This is a genomic window from Leifsonia sp. McL0607, from assembly GCF_049993355.1.
Taxonomy (GTDB): domain Bacteria; phylum Actinomycetota; class Actinomycetes; order Actinomycetales; family Microbacteriaceae; genus Leifsonia.
In genome coordinates, this window is record NZ_CP188253.1 from 2,859,665 (window position 1) to 2,881,412 (window position 21,748).

The 21,748-nt window shown below is 69.6% G+C and carries 19 protein-coding genes; 8 read left to right on the plus strand and 11 right to left on the minus strand.

Annotated features, from left to right (window positions below; translation table 11 throughout):
• Positions 1-164: 164 nt before the first annotated feature.
• Positions 165-1,412 (plus strand): hypothetical protein, encoded by a 1,248-nt coding sequence (locus ACPPVW_RS13850; RefSeq protein WP_426623684.1) that lies wholly within the window; start codon positions 165-167, stop codon positions 1,410-1,412.
• Positions 1,413-1,460: 48 nt separating this feature from the next.
• Here the strand turns inward: ACPPVW_RS13850 and ACPPVW_RS13855 are convergent, their stop codons facing one another.
• Positions 1,461-2,570, minus strand: a complete 1,110-nt coding sequence (locus ACPPVW_RS13855; protein ID WP_426623685.1) for an AI-2E family transporter — start codon at positions 2,568-2,570, stop codon at positions 1,461-1,463.
• A gap of 228 nt (positions 2,571-2,798) precedes the next feature.
• Here ACPPVW_RS13855 and ACPPVW_RS13860 point away from each other — a divergent pair, with 228 nt between their 5' ends.
• From ACPPVW_RS13860 to ACPPVW_RS13890, 7 genes are all read left to right on the plus strand, one after another.
• Positions 2,799-4,010 carry an ROK family transcriptional regulator gene (locus tag ACPPVW_RS13860; RefSeq protein ID WP_426623686.1) on the plus strand — a complete coding sequence of 404 codons (1,212 nt, stop codon included), beginning with the start codon at positions 2,799-2,801 and terminating at the stop codon, positions 4,008-4,010.
• Positions 4,007-5,224, plus strand: coding sequence for a Gfo/Idh/MocA family protein (locus ACPPVW_RS13865; protein ID WP_426623687.1), 1,218 nt, complete (start codon positions 4,007-4,009; stop codon positions 5,222-5,224). Before ACPPVW_RS13860 ends, ACPPVW_RS13865 begins: the two co-directional genes overlap by 4 nt.
• 119 nt (positions 5,225-5,343) lie before the next feature.
• Positions 5,344-6,609 carry an ABC transporter substrate-binding protein gene (locus ACPPVW_RS13870; protein WP_426623688.1) on the plus strand — a complete coding sequence of 422 codons (1,266 nt, stop codon included), beginning with the start codon at positions 5,344-5,346 and terminating at the stop codon, positions 6,607-6,609.
• 2 nt (positions 6,610-6,611) lie between these two features.
• Positions 6,612-7,613, plus strand: coding sequence for a carbohydrate ABC transporter permease (locus ACPPVW_RS13875; protein WP_426623689.1), 1,002 nt, complete (start codon positions 6,612-6,614; stop codon positions 7,611-7,613).
• Entirely contained in the window at positions 7,606-8,460 is an 855-nt protein-coding gene (locus ACPPVW_RS13880) for a carbohydrate ABC transporter permease (RefSeq protein WP_426623690.1), read from the plus strand. The genes ACPPVW_RS13875 and ACPPVW_RS13880 overlap by 8 nt, the downstream gene beginning before the upstream one ends.
• Before the next feature lie 41 nt (positions 8,461-8,501).
• Positions 8,502-9,533, plus strand: coding sequence for a Gfo/Idh/MocA family protein (locus tag ACPPVW_RS13885; protein ID WP_426623691.1), 1,032 nt, complete (start codon positions 8,502-8,504; stop codon positions 9,531-9,533).
• A complete protein-coding gene (locus ACPPVW_RS13890; RefSeq protein WP_426623692.1) occupies positions 9,530-10,585 on the plus strand; it encodes a Gfo/Idh/MocA family protein in 1,056 nt (351 codons plus the stop codon). The genes ACPPVW_RS13885 and ACPPVW_RS13890 overlap by 4 nt, the downstream gene beginning before the upstream one ends.
• 5 nt (positions 10,586-10,590) lie before the next feature.
• On the opposite strand, the gene ACPPVW_RS13895 is transcribed toward ACPPVW_RS13890, so the two are convergent.
• The 10 genes from ACPPVW_RS13895 to ACPPVW_RS13940 form a co-directional block, all read right to left on the minus strand.
• Positions 10,591-11,433, minus strand: coding sequence for an NAD(P)-dependent oxidoreductase (locus ACPPVW_RS13895; protein WP_426623693.1), 843 nt, complete (start codon positions 11,431-11,433; stop codon positions 10,591-10,593).
• 52 nt (positions 11,434-11,485) lie between these two features.
• A complete protein-coding gene (locus ACPPVW_RS13900; RefSeq protein WP_426623694.1) occupies positions 11,486-12,730 on the minus strand; it encodes an RNA polymerase sigma factor in 1,245 nt (414 codons plus the stop codon).
• The gene (locus ACPPVW_RS13905; RefSeq protein WP_426623695.1) at positions 12,727-13,065 is read right to left on the minus strand and encodes a YciI family protein; all 339 of its coding nucleotides are present in this window, start codon (positions 13,063-13,065) and stop codon (positions 12,727-12,729) included. The genes ACPPVW_RS13900 and ACPPVW_RS13905 overlap by 4 nt, the downstream gene beginning before the upstream one ends.
• 230 nt (positions 13,066-13,295) lie before the next feature.
• Positions 13,296-14,372 (minus strand): glycoside hydrolase family 130 protein, encoded by a 1,077-nt coding sequence (locus ACPPVW_RS13910; protein WP_426623696.1) that lies wholly within the window; start codon positions 14,370-14,372, stop codon positions 13,296-13,298.
• Positions 14,369-15,379, minus strand: coding sequence for a hypothetical protein (locus ACPPVW_RS13915; RefSeq protein WP_426623697.1), 1,011 nt, complete (start codon positions 15,377-15,379; stop codon positions 14,369-14,371). The genes ACPPVW_RS13910 and ACPPVW_RS13915 overlap by 4 nt, the downstream gene beginning before the upstream one ends.
• A 28-nt stretch (positions 15,380-15,407) precedes the next feature.
• Positions 15,408-16,334 (minus strand): carbohydrate ABC transporter permease, encoded by a 927-nt coding sequence (locus tag ACPPVW_RS13920; protein ID WP_426623698.1) that lies wholly within the window; start codon positions 16,332-16,334, stop codon positions 15,408-15,410.
• Positions 16,334-17,287 (minus strand): carbohydrate ABC transporter permease, encoded by a 954-nt coding sequence (locus ACPPVW_RS13925; RefSeq protein WP_426623699.1) that lies wholly within the window; start codon positions 17,285-17,287, stop codon positions 16,334-16,336. The genes ACPPVW_RS13920 and ACPPVW_RS13925 overlap by 1 nt, the downstream gene beginning before the upstream one ends.
• Positions 17,288-17,289: 2 nt before the next feature.
• Positions 17,290-18,600, minus strand: a complete 1,311-nt coding sequence (locus ACPPVW_RS13930) for an ABC transporter substrate-binding protein (RefSeq protein WP_426623700.1) — start codon at positions 18,598-18,600, stop codon at positions 17,290-17,292.
• 25 nt (positions 18,601-18,625) lie between these two features.
• Positions 18,626-19,648, minus strand: coding sequence for a LacI family DNA-binding transcriptional regulator (locus ACPPVW_RS13935; protein ID WP_426623701.1), 1,023 nt, complete (start codon positions 19,646-19,648; stop codon positions 18,626-18,628).
• Between the two features lie 13 nt (positions 19,649-19,661).
• On the minus strand, positions 19,662-21,713 hold the full coding sequence (locus ACPPVW_RS13940; protein WP_426623702.1) for a hypothetical protein: 2,052 nt from the start codon (positions 21,711-21,713) through the stop codon (positions 19,662-19,664).
• Between the last annotated feature and the right edge of the window lie 35 nt (positions 21,714-21,748).

The following is a 21,748-nucleotide window of genomic DNA, read 5'->3' on the forward strand; positions in this document are numbered from 1 at the left end:
TCATGTGTCGCTACGTTGCCGGACACCCCGAGAGCGAGCTAGGAGGCCGTAGCTCGTCCGGCGGCGCGGCGGGGGCCCGAGCGCGTGAAGCGTGGGCAGGAGGCCGTCCCCTCTATGATGAAGCTGTGCGTTCGGGTCACACAGGGGTTCGGGGTGGCCCGTTCGTGGCGCATCTCATCGTTCTCGCCGTCGGACTCGTCGCGTACTCCGTGTTCTCCACGCGCAGCTGGTTCTTCTACGACGACTGGTATTACCTGGTCCGGAACGCGAATGTGATCTGGGCTCATCACGTCGGGCATTGGAGCACAGTGCCTGCTCTGGTCTTCCTGGCGATCCAGCGGACCTTCGGAATGGACCACTACCTGCCTTTCGCGCTGCCGGCGATCCTGGCGCAGCTGGCCGCCGTCCACTTTGTCTGGCGCCTGACCGTGCGCGCAGGCGTCCGTGCATGGATCGCCACCGCGTTCACCGTGCTGCTGGTGTTTCTCGGGGCGGGCGCCGAAGCACTGGCCTGGGCGGTGCAGATCGGCTTCGTCGGCGCGATCGCGGGAACGCTCGGTGCGGTAGTCCTCCTCGACAGCGAACGGCTCTCCTGGCTGCGCGGACTGTCGGCGGCGATCCTCGTTCTGCTGTCACTCGCGAGCTCCGGAGTCGCGATCCCGTTCGTGGGCAGTGCGATCGCCCTGGCGTGGGTGCGGCACGGTCTGCTGCGCACGCTCGCGGTGTTCGCCGTGCCCCTGGGCGCATACGCGGCCTGGTTCCTGATCGAGCGGGGAACGGGAGGCTCCCTCGTCGCCGGGGGCGCGGAGACCCTCGAAAGCGCACCGAGGTTCGCCATCTCGATGCTCGACGACGGTTTCGGGAGGATGTTCCCGATCGCAGTGCTCGGAGGGTTGGTGTTCGTGGCGCTGATGGTCTGGTGGATCTTCACGGTCCACGATGCACGAAGGCGGGGTCTCGCCGCGTATCTGCTGTTTCCCGCTGCTGCCGCCTTCGCGTTGCTCACGGGTTTCACCCGAGCCGAATATGGGCTCGAGACGGCCTCGTCTTCGCGCTACGTCTTCGTGGTCGTCATCGCGATCGCACCGTTCATGGCCCTCTGCTTCGACCTCGCCACACGGCGTGCCCCGCTGATCCCGGCCGTCACGCTCGTCTTGATCGTCGCCGCCTGGAACGCGGGCGGGACCGTCGAAGCGCTTGCCATTCGCGCGCACCGAGTGGACAGTACCCGCAGTGAGCTGGCTCGAGCCGCCGCGACGCTCCGGGCAACGCCTGGATGTCTCGCCGACAGCGATCGTCCCTCGCCGCAGTGGGCGCCCGATGTCACGGTCGCCGACGTGCGCTGGTGGCTCGCGCAGGGTTGGTACCATCCGGCACCGTCCGCGCCGGAGCCCAGCTGCCCTTCTCGCTGATCGACCAGCGATCTCGAGGGTCGAGCACGGGCCGGATCGCCTCGCCCCTCAGGCGTGCTCCTTCCGCGGCATCACGACTTCCTTGATGATCAGGATGATGCCCGCCGAGATCGGGATGGCGACCAGTGCTCCGGGGAGGCCGAACAGCGTCGAGCCCGCGAGGGCCGAGATGAGCACCACCGAACCCGGGACCTGCACCGCCTTGCCCATCACCTTCGGCGTGAGGATGTAGGCCTCCACCTGCATGTAGACCAGCATGAAGACCAGGACCACGATGCCGCTCACGGGGGAGTGGATGAAGGCCAGCACGGTCATCACCGCGGTCGTGAGCACCGTTCCGATCAGCGGGATGAGGGTGATGAAGAAGGCGGCGAGCGCGATCAGGAATGCGCCGGGCACTCCGGTGATCGCCAACAGGATGAGGCTGTACGTCGCGTTGCAGAAGGCGAGCACCACCATGCCGCTGAGGTATTTGCCGAAGTTCTGCAGGATCCGTTCGGAGTAGCCCTCGAACTGCGCCCGACGCGAGCGCCGCACCAGGTGGTACAGCGACTGCTTCGTGGTGTCGTAGGAGGCGATGAAGTAGATCGTGAGGATGGCGACGAAGAAGCCGGTCGTGAAGGCGTTGAGCACCGAGAGCCCGAAGCCGAGCAAGCCGGTTCCGACGTTCGCCCAGGTGTGCGGGTTTCTCACCTGATCCGAGATCCAGGTGAGCGCCTGGCCGAGGACGCCGTTGCTCGCCTCATTCGTGGAGTCGAACCAGCCCTCGGCCCGCAGCTTCTCGACCTCCGCGGGGATAGCCGTGGCGAGGTTGGAGATCTGCGTCACGATCAGCGGGACGACCACCCAGACGATCGCGACGAGTACGCCGACGATCAGGAGGATCACCGTGACGATGGCCCACGCTCGCTTCATCCCGTGCCCCTGGAACCAGCGGATCAACGGGTCGAGGCCGACGGTGGCGAACGCGGCGAGGAACACCGAGAAGATGATGGACCGGAGGCCGTAGAGCATGAAGCCGGTCGCGATCGCGCCCAGCGCTCCCAAGGTGACGACGAAGCCGAACAGGAGGGGGCTGCGCTTGAGCAGAGGCGGGGCGCTGGAGGTCTCTGCTGTGCGCGTCGCAGAGCGGCGCTCCGGCGACTGGATGAAACGCATGATGCCTCCTGCTCGCTCGTCGAGCGTCAGGGCGAGCGTATTGGGCGTCGGCGCAACGGACAAGACCGGCGCGCTGGCGGGGACGGCCTGCGGGTCGGTGCTGGCGGATACGCAAGGTGATTTGTTTGTAACAGAAGAATCCTTGACCTCTGTTGGCCGGGCATGCTCTACTGTCCGAAAGCAATTACAAAAGTCATTTTCTTTGTAAGTGGACGGAGAGGTCCTGCGATGCTTCCGGTGGAGAACGGCGCGCACGATGCGCGCCAGGCGAACCTGAGCGGCGCCCGCGTCGCGGTCGCCCTCCGCGACGGCGGCCGCGCGACCATCGCGCAGCTGGCGGAGCGCACCGGCCTCTCGCGTCCGACAGTCGAGGCGACGGTCCCGTCGCTGCGGGAGCGCGGTCTGGTCGACATGATCGAGGAGCACACCGCGGGCGGCCGCGGCGCCGGGCGTCCGGCGCGCATCTTCGAGTTCGTCGCCGACGCGGGCCTCCTCGTCGGCGTGGACGTCGGCATCCACCGGATGCGGGTCGTGGTCGCCGACCTGACCGGGCAGATCGTCGGGTGGTACCAGCGCGACGTCGAGCAGCGTTTCGTCGGCGCCGGCCGGCTCGAGAACGTCAAGGACGCGGTGCGCACCTGCTTCACCCGAGCAGGGATCGACATCGGGCGGCTCGGCACGCTCTCCGGGATGGCCGTAGCCGTCTCGGGCATGGTCGGCCGAGACGGTCGGCTGACCGTCTCGCACAACTTCCCCGACTGGGAAGGCGTCGACATCGCCGGCAAGCTCCGCGACGAGTACGGCTGCCCCGTCACGATCGAGAACGACATGCGGCTGGCCGCGCTGGCCGAGCACCGGATGGGAGCCGCCCGGCTCGTCGACGACGTCGCCTACTTCTTCGCGGGTCACCGCATCTCGATGGGCCTGATCATCGACGGCAAGCTGCGCCGTGGTCGCCACGGCGCCGCCGGCGAGATCGGCGGCAGCGTCTTCTCGATGCACGTCGACGACTCGGGCCAGCTGCGCTGGGAGACCGCCGAGACGGCCGAGGAGGTGTTCCGCGCGGCCGCGTCCGGAGACGAGGCCGCGCGGGCGGAGATCGAGGAGTTCGTCGTCGGCGTCGCCACCGGAATCGCGACGGTCACGATGGCCGTCGACCCGGACGTCGTCGTGGTCGGCGGCGGACTGTCCCGCGCCGGCGAAGAGCTGCTCCGGCCGCTGCGCGCGGCGGTCATGGCGGAGATCGGGGTGCCCGTGCGGCCGTCGATCATCCAGTCGGAGCTCGGCGCGGAGTCGGTCGTGCTCGGCGCCCTCGCGCTGGCCTCCGGCCAGGCAATGGAACGGCTGTACCTGGCTTCGGATCTGCCGGAGCCCGACATCGACGTCGCCGGGGCACGGGCTCGGGCAGCGCAGGAGATCCTGGAGGAAACGGACGGATGAGCGAGCTGACAGTGCAGCAGACGACGCAGCAGGGGACGGAGACGGCAGCCACCGCGGCCCGGCCGTTGCGGCTCGCCGTGATCGGCGCCGGCGCCCGGTCCGAGATCGCGGGTCACGCCGTGGAGACGGGCGACGGCGTGATCGTCGCGGTCGCCGACCCGAGCGCTGCCGCGCGCGAGAGCGCCGCCGAGCAGTTCGGCGCAGCTGCGCAGCTGTTCCCGGGCCATCGCGAGCTGATCGCGAGCGCCTCCGATATCGACGCCGCGTTCGTCACCTCGCCCGACCACACCCACGCGGAGGTCGCGATCGACCTCCTGAACGCGGGCATCGCGGTCTACCTGGAGAAGCCGCTCGCGATCGACATCGCGGACGCCGACGCCGTCCTCGCCGCCGCGGCAGAGTCCGGCACGCCGCTTTATGTCGGGCACAACATGCGGCACCTGGCCGTCGTGCAGACGATGCGCGACATCATCCGGCGCGGCGAGATCGGCGAGGTCAAGGCGATCTGGTGCCGGCACTTCGTCGGCAACGGCGGCGACTACTACTTCAAGGACTGGCACGCCGAACGCGCCAAGTCGAACGGGCTGCTCCTGCAGAAGGGCGCCCACGACATCGACATCATCCACTGGCTCGCCGGAGGCTACTCCGAGCTGGTCACCGGCATGGGCGGGCTCACGCTCTACGGAGGGATCGAGGACCGCAGGGACAACTCCGACCGCTCGATGCCCGACTGGTTCTCGTTCGACGCGTGGCCGCCGCTGGCCCAGCGGGAGCTGAACCCGGTGATCGACGTCGAGGACATCTCGATGGTGACCATGCACCTGGACAACGGCGTCTTCGCGTCGTACCAGCAGTGCCACTACACCCCGGACTACTGGCGCAACTACACCGTGATCGGCACGGAGGGGCGCCTGGAGAACTTCGGCGACTCGGACGGCGCGATCGTGCGCGTCTGGAACCGCCGGACCGAATACAACCCCGCCGGAGACGCCGAGTACACCGTGCTCGGCGACGAGGGTGGACACGGAGACGCGGATCGGCTCACCGTAGCCGAGTTCGTGCGCTTCGTGCGGGAGGGCACCGCGACGACGACGTCCGCGGTCGCCGCCCGCAACGCGGTGGCCACCGCAGTAGCGGCCACCGAATCGCTCCGCGACGGATCCCGGCCCCGCGCTGTGCTCGCCGTGGACGCGGGAGTCGCCGCCCGGTTGTAGCGGCGACTCGGCTCCGCACCCATGCGAAACGCAGAGCACACGAAAGACCAAGATCCGGGCCGGCGAGTGGAGTCGCCGACCCGGTAAGGCACCGACACCCCCCCATCGAAGGAGAACCAATGCGAAAAGCCCTGCTCGCGGCCGCGGCCGCAGTCGCCTCCGCGGTCGTACTCGCCGGCTGCTCGTCCAACACTGGCAGCGGTTCCGATGCCCCTGCCGATCATAATCTGTCAGCCAGCATCTCCTACGCGTTCTGGGACGTGAATCAGAAGCCGGCGATGGACGCCCTGACCAAGGACTTCAACAAGGAGTATCCGAACATCAAGGTCACCACTCAGATCACTCCGTACGCGAACTACTTCACCAAGCTGCAGACTCAGGGATCCTCCAAGACCCTGCCCGACGTCTTCTGGATGAACGGGCCGAACTTCCAGCTCTACGCGTCCAACGGGATGCTCGAGCCGGTCGGCTCCGGCATCAAGCCGGCCAACTACCCCAAGGCGCTGAACGACCTGTACAGCTGGGACGGCAAGCAGTACGGAGTGCCCAAGGACTTCGACACGATCGGGGTCTTCTACAACAAGGCCGTCTTCGACAAGGCCGGTGTCGCCTATCCGACCGCGAACTGGACGTGGGACGAGTTCCACCAGAAGGCCAAGGAGATCTCCGACAAGCTGAAGGGCGAGGGCGTCTACGGTGTCGCGAGCGGTCTCTCGGGCGGACAGGAGATGTACTACAACACGATCCTGCAGGCCGGCGGCTCGATCATCTCCAGCGACGGCAAGAAGTCGGGCTATGACGACCCCAAATCGATCGCGGGCCTCCAGTTCGTGCGCGACCTGATCGCCGACGGCTCGTCGCCGACGCTGGCGCAGCTGTCGGACACTCCGGAGGACCAGTGGTTCATCAACTCCAAGTCGGCCATGATCTGGTCGGGCACCTGGCTCAACTCCGAGCTGCTCGCGTCGCCGATCAAGAGCACCATCGCGCTGGCTCCCCTGCCCACCGGCGAGCGCAAGGCGACCGTCATCCACGGTCTGGCCAACGTGGTCGCCAAGGACTCCAAGAACAAGTCCGCGGCGATCGCGTTCCAGGACTACCTGGGCGGTAAGGAGGCCGCGCAGACGCAGGCCAAGATGGGCGCGGCCAACCCCGCCTTCAACGGTACTCAGCAGGCGTTCGTCGACACCGCCCCGTGGGACCTGAACATCTTCGAGAAGGCCGCGTCCGATTACGCCTTCCCGTACCCGATCTCCAAGAACACGGCCGCCTGGAACAAGGCGGAGACCGACCTCCTGCCCGACGCCTTCAGCGGCAAGAAGCCGGTCGAGGAGGTCGCCAAGGAGCTCGCGAAGCAGATGAACGCCGACCTCGCCAAAGAGTGACCATGTCGACTCAGACGATCACGAAGGGAGCGGGCGCCGCGCAGGCGGCGCCCGCCACCCCGGGCCGGCGCGTTCCGCGGGCTCGTGCGGGTGGCGGGTTCCCCACGGGTGGCCGGTTCCGCACGGGCGGCCGGCTCCGCAAGGACGGGTGGTGGGCGCTGCTGTTCGTCGGCCCGCTGCTGTTCGGCGTGCTGGTGTTCTACATCTGGCCGATCTTCCGCAACGCCTACTTCAGCTTCACCACGTGGGGCGTGTTCGGCGGCGCCACCTGGTCGGGGATCTCGAACTATCAGCAGATGCTGGCCGACCCCGACTTCTGGAGGTCGATCCTCAACACCCTGATCTACGTCGGGATCCTGCTTCTCGGCATCCCGATCGCGGTGCTGTTCGCTGCGCTGATCAACCGGCCGGGACTGCGGTTCGCCGCGGCGTACCGCACGGCGTTCTTCCTGCCGTACGTCGCCATGCCCGCCGCGATCTCGATGGTGTGGCGGATCATCTTCAACGGCGACTTCGGCGTGATCAACTACACGCTGTCCCTGGTCGGCATCACGGGGCCGAACTGGCTGAGCACGGAGTGGTTCGCGCTGTTCGCGGTGGGCGTCGTCGGCGTGTGGATCTCGCTGGGCTTCAACCTGATCGTGCTTTCGGCGGGCATGCGCAGCATCCCGCCGGAGATGTACGAGGCGTCGTCGATCGACGGCGCGACGCGCACCCGGCAGTTCTTCTCGATCACCGTGCCGCTGCTCAGCCCGTCGATCTTCTTCGTGTCGGTGATCACCGTGATCACTGGGTTCCAGCTGTTCGACCTGCTCTACGCGCTGATGGGCACGCAGAACCCGGCGATCAACCAGACGCAGTCGCTGGTGTACCTGTTCTTCGCGCACCAGCAGACCGGTGACAACGGCTACGCCGCGGCGGTCGGCGTCGCCATCCTGATCCTGGTCGGCGCATTCACGATGCTCCAGTTTCGCATGCAGAAGAGGTGGGTCAACTATGTCTAGCTCGGTCGCCTCCCGGCCGGTCGCAGGTCGCGCGCGCAGCCGCAACGGTCTGACGCACGTGGTGCTGATCGTGGCCTCCCTGCTGATGATCTTCCCGTTCGTCTGGCAGATCCTCATGTCGTTGGCCACGAACGCCCAGGTCACGTCGGTGCCTCCGACGGTCTGGCCCGGGACCCTGCACGTCGAGAACTTCGCGCACGTGTTCGACCACCTCCCGTTCCTCAACCAACTCTGGGTGTCGGTCGCCGTGACGCTGATCCGCACGGTCGGGCAGCTGCTGCTGTGCTCGATGGCCGGGTACGCGTTCGCGCGGATGGAGTTCCCGTTCCGCCGGACGATCTTCGCTCTCGTGCTCGCCATCCTGATGGTGCCGCCGCAGGTGTATCTTCTGCCGCAGTACCAGATCGTCCAGGGCCTCGGGTGGCTCAACACGATCGCCGGGATCGCGGCGCCCGGCATCTTCAGCGCCTTCGGCACCTTCATGATGCGGCAGTTCTTCCTCGGCCTGCCGGACGAGCTGGCGGAGGCGGCGCGCCTTGATGGCGCCAACCACTTCCAGGTGTTCTGGAGGGTCATGCTGCCGCTGGCCAAGCCCGGGCTATCCGCGCTCGCGATCATCACGGTGCTCGCCTCGTGGAACGACCTGCTCTGGCCGCTCATCGTGGCGACCGACTCCACCCAGATGCCCCTGGCGCCCGGCATCGCCACGCTCACCAGCCAGCGGTCCATCCCGGACTTCCCGCTGCTGCTGGCGGCGAGCCTGCTCGCGATGGCGCCCGTGCTCATCCTCTTCCTCCTCATGCAGCGGCGCGTCATCGACGGCATCGCCTTCTCCGGCCTCAAGTGACCGGGCACAGCTGCAACGACGACCTCAGAAAGGCTTTCCACGTGACCTCCCTTCGAGTCGGCCTCATCGGGGCCGGCGGCATCTCCCGCGTCCACGCGGACGGCTGGCGCGCCCTCGGCGCGGCGGTCACCGTGTACTCGCACGAGGGCGCCGGCCTGCTCGCGGCCGAGTACGGCTTCGCCGTCGCCACCGACCTCGACGCGCTCCTCGCCGGCGTCGACCTCGTCGACATCGTCACCTCGACGACGAGCCACGCTCCGCTCGCGCTGGCCGCGATCCGCGCCGGACGGCATGTGATCTGCGAGAAGCCGCTCGCCGGCACCGTCGACGACGCGCGCGAGGTGATCCACACGGCTCGGGAGGCCGGCGTGAGACTGTTCCCCGCGCACGTCGTCCGGTACTTCCCCGATTACGCCGCGCTGCGCGACCAGGTGCAGGCAGGACGGATCGGCGAGCCCGCGGTCCTGCGTTTCGTGCGCGGGGGAGAGGCGCCCCGCACGGGCACCTGGTTCCACGACGAGAGCCGCGGAGGTGGGATCGTGCGCGACCAGATGATCCACGACCTCGACCAGGCGCTCTGGATGGCGGGCGACATCGTCCGTGTGTACGCGACCCAGAGCGCCCCCGCAGCGGACACGGACGCTCCGGACGCCGCGACAGCGCACGTCGTGCTGACGCACGCGAACGGTGCGCTGAGCCACCTGCAGGGAACGTGGGGCGCGCGCGGTCTGCCGTTCCGCACCTCCGCGGACATCGCGGGATCCGCTGGGATACTCTCGCTCGACTCGGCGCCGACGGCCAGCTGGGTCGACATCCCGTCGGCACACGTCGGGGACGGTTATCTGCCACCGCCCACCCTGACCGAGAGCCCGTACACCGCGCAGCTGCGCGACTACGTCGCCGCGATCGCGGAGGACCGGGAGGCCCGCGTGACGGCCGAGGACGGCCTCCGCGCTGTCGCCGTGGCCGAGGCGGCGATGGAGTCGTTGCGCACCGGCCGGCCGATCGAGCTCGACCTGTCGTCGGTCGCCGCGCTCCCGACCGCAGCCGTCCCAGCCGGGGTGGGCGCATGACCGGCACCGAGACCGAGGAGCAGACCATGACCGCTTCCACCACGCCGCCGCTCAAGGTGGCCGTGCTGTCCTTCGCCCATACGCACGCGATCGGCTACTGCCGCGCGCTCGCCGGCCGCGCCGACATCGACCTGGTCGTGGCCGATCCCGATGGCGCGACGGCTCCCGACGACGCCCCGCGCGGCGCGGCCCTCGCCGCATCGCTCGGGGTGCGCTACCTGGAGACATACGACGAGGCGCTCGCCTGGGGACCCGACGCGGTGATCGTCACGGCCGAGAACGCACGGCACCGCGAGCTGGTGGAGGCTGCGGCGGCGGCCGGTGCGCACATCCTGTGCGAGAAGCCGCTCGCCACCACCGTCGACGACGCCGAGGCGATGCTCGCCGCCGTCGAGCGCGCGGGCATCACCCTGATGACCGCGTACCCGGTGCGGTTCGCGCCATCGTTCGCCGACCTCCTGCACCGCGTGCGCGCAGGCCAGCTCGGCACGCTGCTTGCGGTCAAGGGCGCCAACAACGGCAAGCTTCCCGCCGAGCGCGCGTGGTTCACCGACCCCGCTCTCTCGGGAGGAGGTGCGCTGGTCGACCATGTCGTGCACTGTGCCGATCTGCTCGATGAGCTGCTCGGCGAGCAGCCGACGACGGTGCACGCCGTCGCGAACCGGATCCTGTACCCGGAGTCCCCGGTGGAGACGGGCGGCCTCGTGACGGCCGTGTACCCGAGCGGGGTGGTGGCCACGATCGACTGCTCCTGGAGCGTGCCGCAGAGTGCGCCCACCTGGGGCGGCCTGACGTTGCAGGTGACGGGCACGCGGGGGTCGGTCACGATCGCGCCGTTCGCGCCGCACCTCGGAGGTCAGACGGCGGACGGCCCGGTGTGGGTGCCGCTCGGCGCGGACCTCGACGCTGCCATGCTCGACGAGTTCGTCGACGCGGTGCGCAGCGGACGCCCGGCGACGCCGGACGGACACGTCGGGCTGCGGACGCTGCGTGTCGTGGACGCCGCGCGTCGGTCGGCGGCGACGGGCGAGGTGGTGGCGCCGCTCGGCTGAGACGGTCAGCGGTCGCGGGCGATGACGGAGAAGTCTTTGTCGCCCTGCCCGGCATCGATGGCGCGCTGCAGCTCGGCGGCGACGAGGGCGACGGCCGGGAGGGGCACGTCGGCTGTCGCGAGCATCAGTCGGGTGTCCTTGGCGAGGGCCTCCGCGGTGAACTGCGCATCGTCGTACTCGCCGGCCGTGACGAGCGCGCCCTTCTGGGCGGCCAGTGGTGCGATGGCGGTCAGCGACAGCGTCGAGAGCACGTCGTCGTCGCTGAGCCCGGCCGCACGGCCGAGTCGCAGGGCCTCCGACAGCGTCTCCATCGAGACCGCCAGAGCGAGGTTCGCGACCAGCTTGGCCCCGGAGGCCGCGGCGGGTGAGTCGAACGTGCGCAGCTTGTCCTGGTCGGCCCACAGCGTCACGATCCGCTTCGCGTCGCGCGCCGCGTCATGCTCGCCGCCCACCAGCACGGCCAGCGCTCCGGCGCGGGCCGGCGCGAGCGAGCCGACGACCGGGGAGGCGACATAACGGATGCCGGCGTCGGCCGCGCGCTCGGCGAACTCGGTCGCGTCGGCGGGGGAGACGGTGGTGACGTCGATCCACAGCGTCCCCGGCCGCCACGGCAGCCCGGCCTCGGTGATCGTCTCGCGCACGGCCTCCGGGCCGAAGAGCACGCTCACCACGGCGTCGGCCTGTGTGACGGCCTCGGCAGCGGAGGCGGCGACACGCGCGCCGCGCCGGCCGATCGTCTCGGCGGCCTCCGGCGAGCGGTTCCACACGGTCACCCGGTGCCCGGCGTCGATCAGGTGCGGGACGAGCTCGCGGCCCATCCGGCCGAGCCCGAGGAATGCGATGTCCATGCGGCCACTCTCCACCGGTGGGGAGGTCGGGGGAAGGGGGCGGTCGGTTCGCTCACCCCTCCGGCAACAACGCCCGCCGCCGGACCAGGAACTCCCGCTCGCTATCGTTGCCGCACAGCCGCAGTGCGGTGTCGTACTCGTCGGCGGCCTCGGCCTCCCGCCCGACTCGCGCGAGCAGCCCGGCCCGCACACCGTGCAGGAGGTAGAACCCGGCGAGCTCGTCGCGGACCGTCTCGAGCGTGGCCAGCCCGGCTTCGGGTCCTACCGCCTCCGCCACCGCGACGGCCCGATTCAGCGCGACGACCGGCGATGGCTGCACCCGCAGCAGCTGGTCGTACAGCGTCACGATCTGCCCCCAGTCGGTGTCCTCCGCCCGCGACGCGTCGTCGTGCACGGCCTGGATCGCCGCCTGAAGCTGGTACGGCCCGGGCCGTCCCTCCACGAGACAGCGGCGCACGATGGCATGTCCTTCGGCGATGAGCGCGGAGTCCCAGAGTGTCCTGTCCTGGTCGGGGAGTGCGATCATGCCGCCGGCGGAGTCGAGGCGCGCCGGGCGTCGTGCGTCGATCAGCAGGAGCAGGGCCAGCAGCCCTGCCGGCTCCGGCTCCTGGGGCAGCAGCCCGCTGAGGAGCCGGGCGAGCCGGATGGCCTCGGCGCACAGCTCCTCGCGCACCAGCCGCTCGCCGCCGCTCGCCGTGTAGCCCTCGTTGAAGATCAGGTAGACCACTGCGAGCACCGAGGCCAGCCGCGCGGGGAGGTCGGCGGCTCCGGGCACCCGGTACGGGATCCGCGCCTGGCGGATCTTCACCTTGGCACGCGAGACGCGCTGGGCGAGGGTGGCCTCTGGCACCAGGAATGCGCGGGCGATCTCCGCCGTGCTGAGACCGCCGAGAAGCCGGAGCGTCAGCGCGACCCGCGCCTCCGGGCCGAGCGCCGGGTGGCAGCATGTGAAGATCAGTCGCAGCCGGTCGTCCTCGATCGCACCGGTGTCCGGCCCGTCGAGGGAGGCCGCGAGAGCGAGCAGCTCGCCGGCCTGGGCCTCCCGCTCGCGGCCGACGGCCTCCCGCCGCAGCCGATCGATCGCGCGGCGGCGGGCGGTCGTGATGATCCAGCCGGCAGGGGACGCGGGAACGCCGTCGACCGGCCAGCGCGCGACCGCGACCGCGAACGCCTCCTGCACGGCGTCCTCCGCGCGGTCCAGGTCGCCGAGATACCGGTAGAGCACCGAGACGGCGCGGCCGAACTCCGCGCGGAAGACGGCCGCGATCGCCTCGGCACCCTCGGAGGCCCGGGTCATGCGAACGGACGCACCTCGATCGGGAGTGTCGTCGCGAGCGCCAGGCGCTTGCCCCAGGCGAGGGCGGCGTCCAGGTCGGGCACGTCGACGATGGTGAGGCCGCCGAGGTGCTCCTTGCCCTCCGCGAAGGGGCCGTCGGTGACGAGCACCTCGTCGCCGTCCGGCCGCAGCACGGTCGCCGACGGTGGAGGCAGCAGGCCGTTCGAGAACACCCAGGCGCCGGCGGCGCGCATCTCGTCGTTGAGCCTGTCGAGGTCCTCGCCGATGGCGGCGAGCACCTCCGGCTCAGGGATCGGCCCGTCGGGCTGGTAGACGCTGAGCAGATAGTGGGACATGGTGGGATTCCTTCCTCTCACCGTCTACACGAACGCCGAGGCGTCATCTCGACATCATGGCGCATCGCACCTCCGCGCACCTTCGCCGCGAATGAGGCCTCCACCCCTGCCAGACGCAACGTTCGCCGCGAATGTGCGAAACCGGTGGCCGCGACTTTCGCCGCGAATGTGCTCCATGACGCGGCGAGACGCGACACTCGCCGCGAATGTGCCGACCCACGGGGCCGCGATCACGCCCTCCGCTCGAGCCTCGCCACGCCGATCTTGGAGTCCGCCATGCCATAGAAGACCCAGTCGACGCCGTCGATGCTCTCGATCGCCGTCGGGAACACGACATTGGGCACGATCCCGCTGCGCTCCTCCTCGGTCTCGGCGCTCAGCAGCGGCTCGGCGGTGCGCTGCAGCACCCGCCACGGTTCGTCCGCGTCTAGGATCATCGCGCCGGCCGCGTAGCTCACGTGCTTCTGCTGGTCGACGCCCGGCTCGAGCCGTCCGGTGACGCCGTGGTGGAGGAGCAGCCAGCCCTCCGGCACCCGGATCGGCGCCGGCCCGGCCCCGATCTTCAGCTCCTCGAACGGGAACTCCGGCCCGGCCAGGAACCGGTTGTGACGCCACCGGACCAGCTCGCCGGGATCGGCGCGCACAGCCTCCAGAGGCACGAACGCGATCCAGATGCTGGGCCGCTTCTCGTCGAGCACGGAGGGCGGATGCGCGCCCTCGCCCGCGCGCACCTCGCCGAGGTCCCACGCCGGGCGATGCAGCACCGCCAGGCTCTGCACCCCGTCTGGCCCGGTCACCGGCTCCGGGAAGAAGACCGTGTCCTTGTTGTGGAACAGCGCCAGGTCGACCCCGAGCGCGTCGTCGTACTCGAAGCTCACCGGCCCGAGGCGCTGCCACTCTCGCAGATCGTGCGAGACCGCGACAGCGGTGCGCGGACCGAGCGGCCCGTAGGCGACATAGGTCATCAGGTGGAGGCCGAGCGCCGGCACGAACGTGGTGCGCGGGTCCTCCACACCCGAGTTGCGCCTCCCGCGCTCGAAGTCGCGATCGGGCGCCAGCACGACGCCCTCGCGTTCCACCCCGACCGGGACACCGTCCTCGACCACGACCCGCGCGAGTCCAACCCGCGAGACATTGCCCGAGGCCACCAGCCTCGGCAGAAGGTATAGCGAACCGTCGGCATCGCGACCCGAGGCGGGGTTCAGCACGCCCTCGGCCTCCAGCGGCTCACTCGGGTCGGGCGTCATCACCACACCTGCGCGCGTCAAACCGTAGGGGAACGATACAGCGGGGAACGATCCAGTCATGCGATGACCTCCTTGTACACGTAGAGTTCGCGCTCGCCGCGGGGCGCGTCCCACCCCTGGGCGAACGACCAGCGGCCGTCGAGCTTCTGCAGGCCGCCCCATGCCAGGGAGCCGCCGCGGTGGAGGCCGAGCTGTGTGAAGGGGGCATCGACGGAGTAGAGCGCCTGGGCGGCGGCGAAGTCGCCGTGCTCGTCGGCGTAGAAGAAGTCGAGCACCAGCTCGTCGCCGCGCACGACGGCGCAGGCGACCTCGAACAGAGTGCCGGGCAGCGAGGACAGGTCGAGGTAGGGCTGCTCGGCGAACGTCCACGACACGAGGTCGTCCGAGTGCCCGACCATCGGCCGGCCGCCGCAGCCCTCGGAGAGGAACATCAGGTACTCGCCACCGATCCGCACCGCGCGGCCGCGCTCGTCGCGGGGAACGACAGCGCCCTTCGCCCACCCCAGCGAGACGTCGAGCGGGACGACCAGGCCGACCTTCTCCCACGACACCAGGTCGTCGGAGACGGCGCCCATGACGTCGACGGCGGTCTCGCCATTCTCGGCACGCCGAATCGCGTTGTAGAAAAGCACGTAGCGGCCGTCGGCCTCGTAGACCTTCGGGTCCTCGCAACCGAGCGTCTCGTTGTCGAGCGTCGGATAGACGACGGGGTTGGCCGGATCGTCGAGCCACATCCCGTCGCGGCGCACGGCGTGCCCGATGCGGCTCGCCGTCGACTCCATCCGCGGCGAAGCGCGGTAGAAGAGGTGGATCTCCCCGTCGCGCTCAATCAGCGTCGGGTTGAAGATCGCGCTGCTCGTCCAGCCGACCCCGGTCGGGTCGTCCCACTGGCCCTCCAGCCGGAAGGTCAGCGACGGGTCGCGCACGAACGGTCCGATGGCCCAGGCGGGAGGGTCGTCGTAGTGCGCCGAGAACTGGTCGGTCGAGATGTGGTCGATGAGGGCGTTGGAGTGCGCCAGCGCCTCCTCGTAGCTGAGGCGGAGCGCGTCGGTGAGAGCGGCGTCCACTGTTCTCCTTGTGGTTCGGTGCGGCGGCTCAGCCCTTGACGGACGACCCGATGTCGGTGGAGATGAAGTAGCGCTGGAACACGATGAACAGCACCACGACAGGTGCGGCCAGCACCACGGCCCCGGCGAGGATGGACCCGTACGGGTTCGTCGTGGAGGCTGCGACCGTGCTGATGTAGTTCGCCAGCGAGACGGCCAGCGGCTGCAGGCTCGCCTCCTTGGTGATCAGGAACGGCCAGAGGAATTCGTTCCAGGGGCCGATGAAGGTCAGCAGCAGCACGGTGACCAGCGCCGGCCGGACCAAGGGCAGCGCGACCCGCCACAGCAGCGTGAACTCGCCCGCGCCGTCCACGCGCGCCGCGTCGAACAGCTCGCGCGGCAGTTGCAGGAAGTACTGCCGGAAGATGAGTACGGCCGCCGAGTTGATGGCGAACGGCAGGATCATCCCGAGATAGCTGTCGGCCAGCCCGTAGTTGCGGGCGATGAGCACGTAGAGCGGGATCATCAGCAGTTGGAACGGGATGGTCTGCACGAGCAGAGCCAGAGCGAAGGTCACGCCGCGCCCGCGCCACTGCAGGACCGAGAGCGCGTACCCGGCGAGCACGCCGAATACGACCGTGAACAGCAGTACACCGCCGGTGAAGATCCCGGAGTTCGCGAGCCCGGTCCACAGGTTGATACGGGAGTCGATCGCCGCGTAGTTGTGCAGCGTCAGGTTCGCCGGGTTCGGGAACGCCCCCGCGACGGTCGTGTCGGGCGCCGCCTGCAGCGACCCGATCAGCATGTAGTAGAAGGGGAACAGGAACGCGATGGCGCCGATCGTCAGGACGATGCCCTGCAGGATCGCCTGCGGTCGGCTGAGGCGCGTCGCGGCGGCGAGGTCGCGGCGGCGCTTCCGCGGAGCCCGAGGACTCCCCGGCGCGTGGTCCGCGCCCGCGGTCTTGAGAGTGGTCATCAGTCGCGTCCTCCCGCGAATCGGTTCTGCAGCCAGCCGATGATCAGCACCAGGATCACCAGAACGACGCCGATGGCGGAGGCGTAGCCCGGGTGCCCCTGCTGGATGCCCTGCTGGTAGATGAGCAGCACGGGCGAGGTCGAGTGGCCGTTCGGTCCGCCGCCTCCGGTGAGGAGGTACGGTTCGGTGAACAGGTTGGCGCCGGTGATCGTGGCCAGCAGCAGTACGAGCACCGTCGCCGGCCGAACGCCGGGGACGGTCACGGAGAAGAACTGCCGCACGCGTCCGGCGCCGTCGGTCGCCGCCGACTCGTAGAGCTCCCGCGGCACGTTCTGCAGAGCGGCCAGGTAGAGCAGGATGTACAGGCCGAGCTGCTTCCAGGTCACGTAGATCGCGATGGTCGGCATGGCCAGTACCGGGTTCACGAACCACGACGGGTTCGGTGCGAGCGGGCCGAGGATCTGGTTGACCAGTCCCGTGCTGTTGAACAGGAACAGCCAGACGCCGATGATCGCGACGCTCGCCGTGACGTACGGCACGTAGTAGCTCACGCGCAGGAACGTCCGGAACCGGGTGATGCTGTTGAGCCCGCTCGCCAGCACCAGCGACAGCACGACCGTGAGCGGCACATTGATGATCAGGAAGATCCCGACGTTGACGAACGACTGCAGCACCGCGGGGTCGGTGAAGACCTGCACGTAGTTCTGGAAGCCCACGAACGGCTGGGTCACCTGCGCGCCCGGGGCCGCGAAGAAATAGTCGAAGAACGAGATGTAGACCGCGTACACGAGCGGGTACGCGAAGATCACCAGGACGTAGACCAGGTACGGTGCGGCGAACAGCCAGCCGAGCGGGTTGCGACCGAAGATGCGCTGCAGCGTCGGATGGCGCCGCCGCGGGGCCGTCCCGGCGGCGGGCGCGGTGCCCGCCGCCGGGGGAGCGGAGGTGCTCATGGCTACTTCTGCGCCTGGAGCTGGTCGATCTTCTGCGAGGCGGTCTTGAACGCGTCCTCCACCGTGCCGGACCCGTTGATCACGGCCTTGGAGTAGGCGTCACGCAGTGCCTGCAGCTGGGCGATCGTGTTCGTGCCCGTCGGGTCGTCCGCGGTTCGCTCGCTCTGGGCGCCGAACTCCTTGTAGGCGGGGTGCGCGTCGAAGTAGCTCGCGAACACGCTCGCGACGTTGGAACGGATCGGCATCTGGCCGGTGACGTTCAGCAGCTTGCCGTCCTGGTCCTTGGAGGTCGCGAACTTGACGACATCCCAGGCCGTGCCCTGGTTCTTGCACGAGGTGTACATGCCGATGTTCTTCGCGTCAGGGAACGTGTACGTCTGGTCGGCGGACTTGCCGTCCTTGGTCGGCACGGGCACGGAGCCCCACTGCACCTTGTCGCCGTAGTACGCGATGGCCCACGGTCCCACGATGGCCATGGCCGACTTGCCGTCGGCGAAGGCGTCGCCCTGGTACTGCTCCTTGCCGGCGAGCCCATCGGCGTAGATCGTCTTCCAGAAGTTCGCCACGTCGAGCGAGTCCTGGCTGGTGACGATCGACTTGCCGTTCTCGATGAACGTCTTGCCACCGGTCTGCGCGGCCAGCAGCGGGAGGTAGTCGAAGTTCGGCTGGAAGAACTCGCTCGTCGGGGCCGGGTAGATGGCGTACGGCGCCGCGCCCGACGACTTGATCTTCTGGGCGGCGGCGAGGAACTTTTCGTACGTCGACAGATCGGGGCTGTTCGGGTCGATCCCGGCCTTCTGGAAGATCGCCTTGTTGTAGAAGATCATCACCGGGTTCTGCTTCCACGGCATCTGGTAATAGTTGCCGTCGGACGACTTGTACTGGTCGGCCGCCTTACCGCTGCGGGCCTCGATGTAGGAGGCGCCGTCCGAGAACTTCGACAGGTTGACCAGGCCGCCCTGCTTCTGCCACTGCCCGGTGGCCGCCGGGAGGTTGTTGAAGACGAGGCAGGGGGTCGTGCCGGCCGTGATGGCCGCGCCGATGACCTCCTCGGTGGTCTTGCCGGCCGGCACCTCCTGGGCCTTGATCTGCTCCTTCGGGTGCGCGGAGTTCCAGGAGGCCACCATGGCCTTGCCCCACTGAACCTCCTGCGCGTTGTTGGAGTACCAGATGGTGATCGGTCCGTGCGCCTTCATGGCGTCGGTCTGACCGCCACCGCCGCTGGAGCCGCAGGCGGCCAGGGTTCCGGCGACGACGCCGGCGCTGATGAGGGCGACCGCGAGTCTGCGGAAGCCGGTGATGCGTTTGCGCATGATGGTTCGCTCTACTTTCGTGATTTCAGTGACGCGGCGGCCGGGCCGTGGAGGCACGGACCACCAGTCGGGCAGGGGGCAGGTCGACATCGGCCGGCTCGCCGTCCTCCACCAGCCGCAGCAGTGCGGTGGCGGCGGCGATGCCCCAGCCGGCCGGGTCGTTGTCCAAGGTCGTGAGGGTCGGGTACACGTACGTCCCGATCTGGGAGCCGTCGAGACCGGTGACGGACAGGTCGTGGGGGAGCCGGAGGCCGCGCTCCTGCGCGACCCCCATGCCCGCGATCGCCATCGTGTCGTTGCCGTAGACGATGGCGGTCGGCGGCTCGGCGGAGTCGAGGAGCGACTTCGTCGCCTCTGCGCCCTGTTCGGGCGAGAAGTCGGTGGGGACCACGATCGCGTCGAGGCCCGCGGCGCGCACGGCGCGCTCGAAGCGCTCGCGGCGGCGCAGGCCGTGCAGCATCCGCTCGTCTCCGGAGACGTGCGCGATGCGGCGGTGCCCGAGCTCGAGCAGGTGAGCGACGAGCGCGTCGATGCCGGAGTCGTAGTCGCGCGAGATGACGGGGAACGGGCTGCCGCCGACGGGCTCACCGAGCGACACCGCCGCCGAGCCATACTCTTGTAAGAGCGCGATCCGGCGGTCGTCGGCGAGGAGGTCGGTCAGGAGGAAACCGTCGACGCGCTTGTCGACGGCCAGCCGCTCGTAGGCGCGGGCCTCAGCCTCGTGGTCGGGAACGACCGTCAGCACGAGCACCTGGCCGCGCTCGGAGAGCACGGTCTCGACACCTGCGATGAAGGCCGCGAAGAACGGGTCCACCTCGATGGTGCGGGCGGCGCGGCGGAGCACGAGGCCGAGGGCGTAGGCCCGGCGGGTCGTGAGCCCCCGCGCGCTCGGGTTGGGCGTCCAGCCGAGCCTGTCCGCGACAGCGAGAATGCGGTCGCGGGTCTCGACAGCCACGCCCGGCTTGCCGTTCAGCGCGAGCGAGACGAGGCCTTTGCTGACGCCCGCCGCCCGGGCGACGTCATTGATCGTGACATCGACGGGGCTCACCGGGTCACCTCGCTCATCGGGGCACCACGGTGGTGAAGCCGCCCGGGAGAACGGTGACGGTCCCGTGCCCGTTCAGAGGGATGGGCGCGCCGACCTGGTGGCCGCTGCCGTCGTAGCGGACGGCGAGCACCCCGCCCGTCGAGTTCAGGTGCTGCGGCACCGTGCCGGAGGTGCCGTTGACGTACACGTCGAGGCGGCCCGTGCCGGTCAGGCCGAGGTGCGAGACCACGGGCTGCACGAGGATGGCGTCGAGCCTGACGGTGCCGTGCACGGTCGCCGTGACGGAGGTCGCACCGGCGGGCGCCGCGACGGGAAGGGTCTGCGGCAGCAGGAAAACAGGCGTGGGCGCGATGCCCTGCGCTCCCTGGCGCACGTTCGGCGTGCTGCCGAGCTGCACCGTCCGGTGGCCGACGCTCGCCGTCCACGAGGTCGTGCCGGAACCGCTGGAGGCGGTGCCGTCCGGTCCGAGGTCGGCGATCGGCAGGATGCGCGCGGCCGGGTGCCCGGCGGGGAGCGTCATCGTGACGGTCGCCCCGGTGGAGGCGGCGACGTACGCGCCGCCCGACCAGTTGGCCGAGCCGGTCCACGCGGAGGGCGGAGTGACGATCGTGGTGGAGCCGCTGAGCGTGCCCTTTTCGGCTTCCACGACCTGCAGGCCGTCCGTGGCCGCGGTGTGCGTGAGCGAGAGGGCGAGCCGCTTGATCGCCGGGTGGGCGTCGAGCGCGAGCATGCTGAGCTCGGTGTGGATGGTCGACTCCGCTCCGCAGTTGCGGTTGACGATGCCGTCGCCGTTGATGCCGTCGACGCAGACGCCGGTGGCCGGGTCGTACACCGGCGTGTCCGCCGGGTTCGCGCCGAAGTACCAGGCCGCTTGGGCACCCGCGAGGGTCGCGAGACCGGCCGCACCCGTCGCATCGCTCGCCGCCACCAAGCCCTCCACCCGGGAGTCGACGCCGTATGCGATCTGTGTCCGGTCGGCCGGGGTCGGCGTCCAGCCGTTGTCCGGGCCTCCGCTGGCGAGCAGCTGGGCCGTGAACTGGGCGAGGTCTGTGCTCGCGGCCTGCTGCAGGCCGGGGTCGTGGGGTCGGGTCGCCGCGGCGGTCAGCGCGCCGGGCTGCATGCCGCCCCACGCGTGCCAGAACGTCGGGGAGTTCGCCTCGGGCAGGAGTGCGCCGAACGGCCACTGGCCGACGCCTCCGGAGGAGAGGCCGGCGATGCCCTGCGCGTAGCGCTGCAGGTCGGTGCGCGCCTGCGCGTCCGCGGGCGCTGCGGCGATGTAGGCGCTGAGTCCGAGCACGGCCTCCGCCGTCGGGCTGGCGCTGTTGACGATGAGCCAGCCGGGGACCGTGACGCCGTTCGCCTGCTCGGTCGTGCCGTACTTCGCGAGCGACTGCCGCTCCAGCGACCGCAGCGCGAGCGACATCCGCTGCTGCAGGAAGGACGCGAATGCCGGGTCGGACTGACGGAAGCCGGCGAAGCCCTCGCCGAGCGCCCACACCGTGCGCGCCAACCAGAACGACTCCGCCGAGTCGCTCGGGTCGGGCTGGTCGGCCGGGATCGCCGACGGGTTCAATGTGCCGTCGTGCTGCTGCCACAGGACGACGTTGCCGGCATTCGGACCCGAGTCGACCTGCAGGTAGGTCAGCTCGCGCAGCAGCTCGTACGCTGACGCGCGGCTGGAGGTCGTCCCGTTCTGCTTCCAGTCGCGCAGGTAGACGACGGCGGCGCGTGAGATGTCGTCGGCGTCGAATGTGCCCTGCGCGTACCAGCCTTTCGCGGCGTTGGTGATCGGGCCTCCGCCGACGCGCGTGAAGCTTCCGTCGGCGTTGCGGTTCGCGTACACCCACGGCGCGCGCGCGGTCGGCTCAGCGCTCTGGTTGTAGGTGGAATGGCCCGCGACCCCGGGAAGCAACGGCACGTCGTCCAACAGGAAGTCCAGGTGGGCGAGGTTCGTCAGGGTGGGGGCGGCCGGAGCCGCGGACGCAGTGGCGGCGCCCGCCGGTACGACCGCGGCGGCGGCGAGCAGTGCGCCTGTCGCTGCGGCGAGGAGTCGATTGCGCTTCATCGCGGTGTCCTGTCTCTTCTTCGTGACGGGGAGTC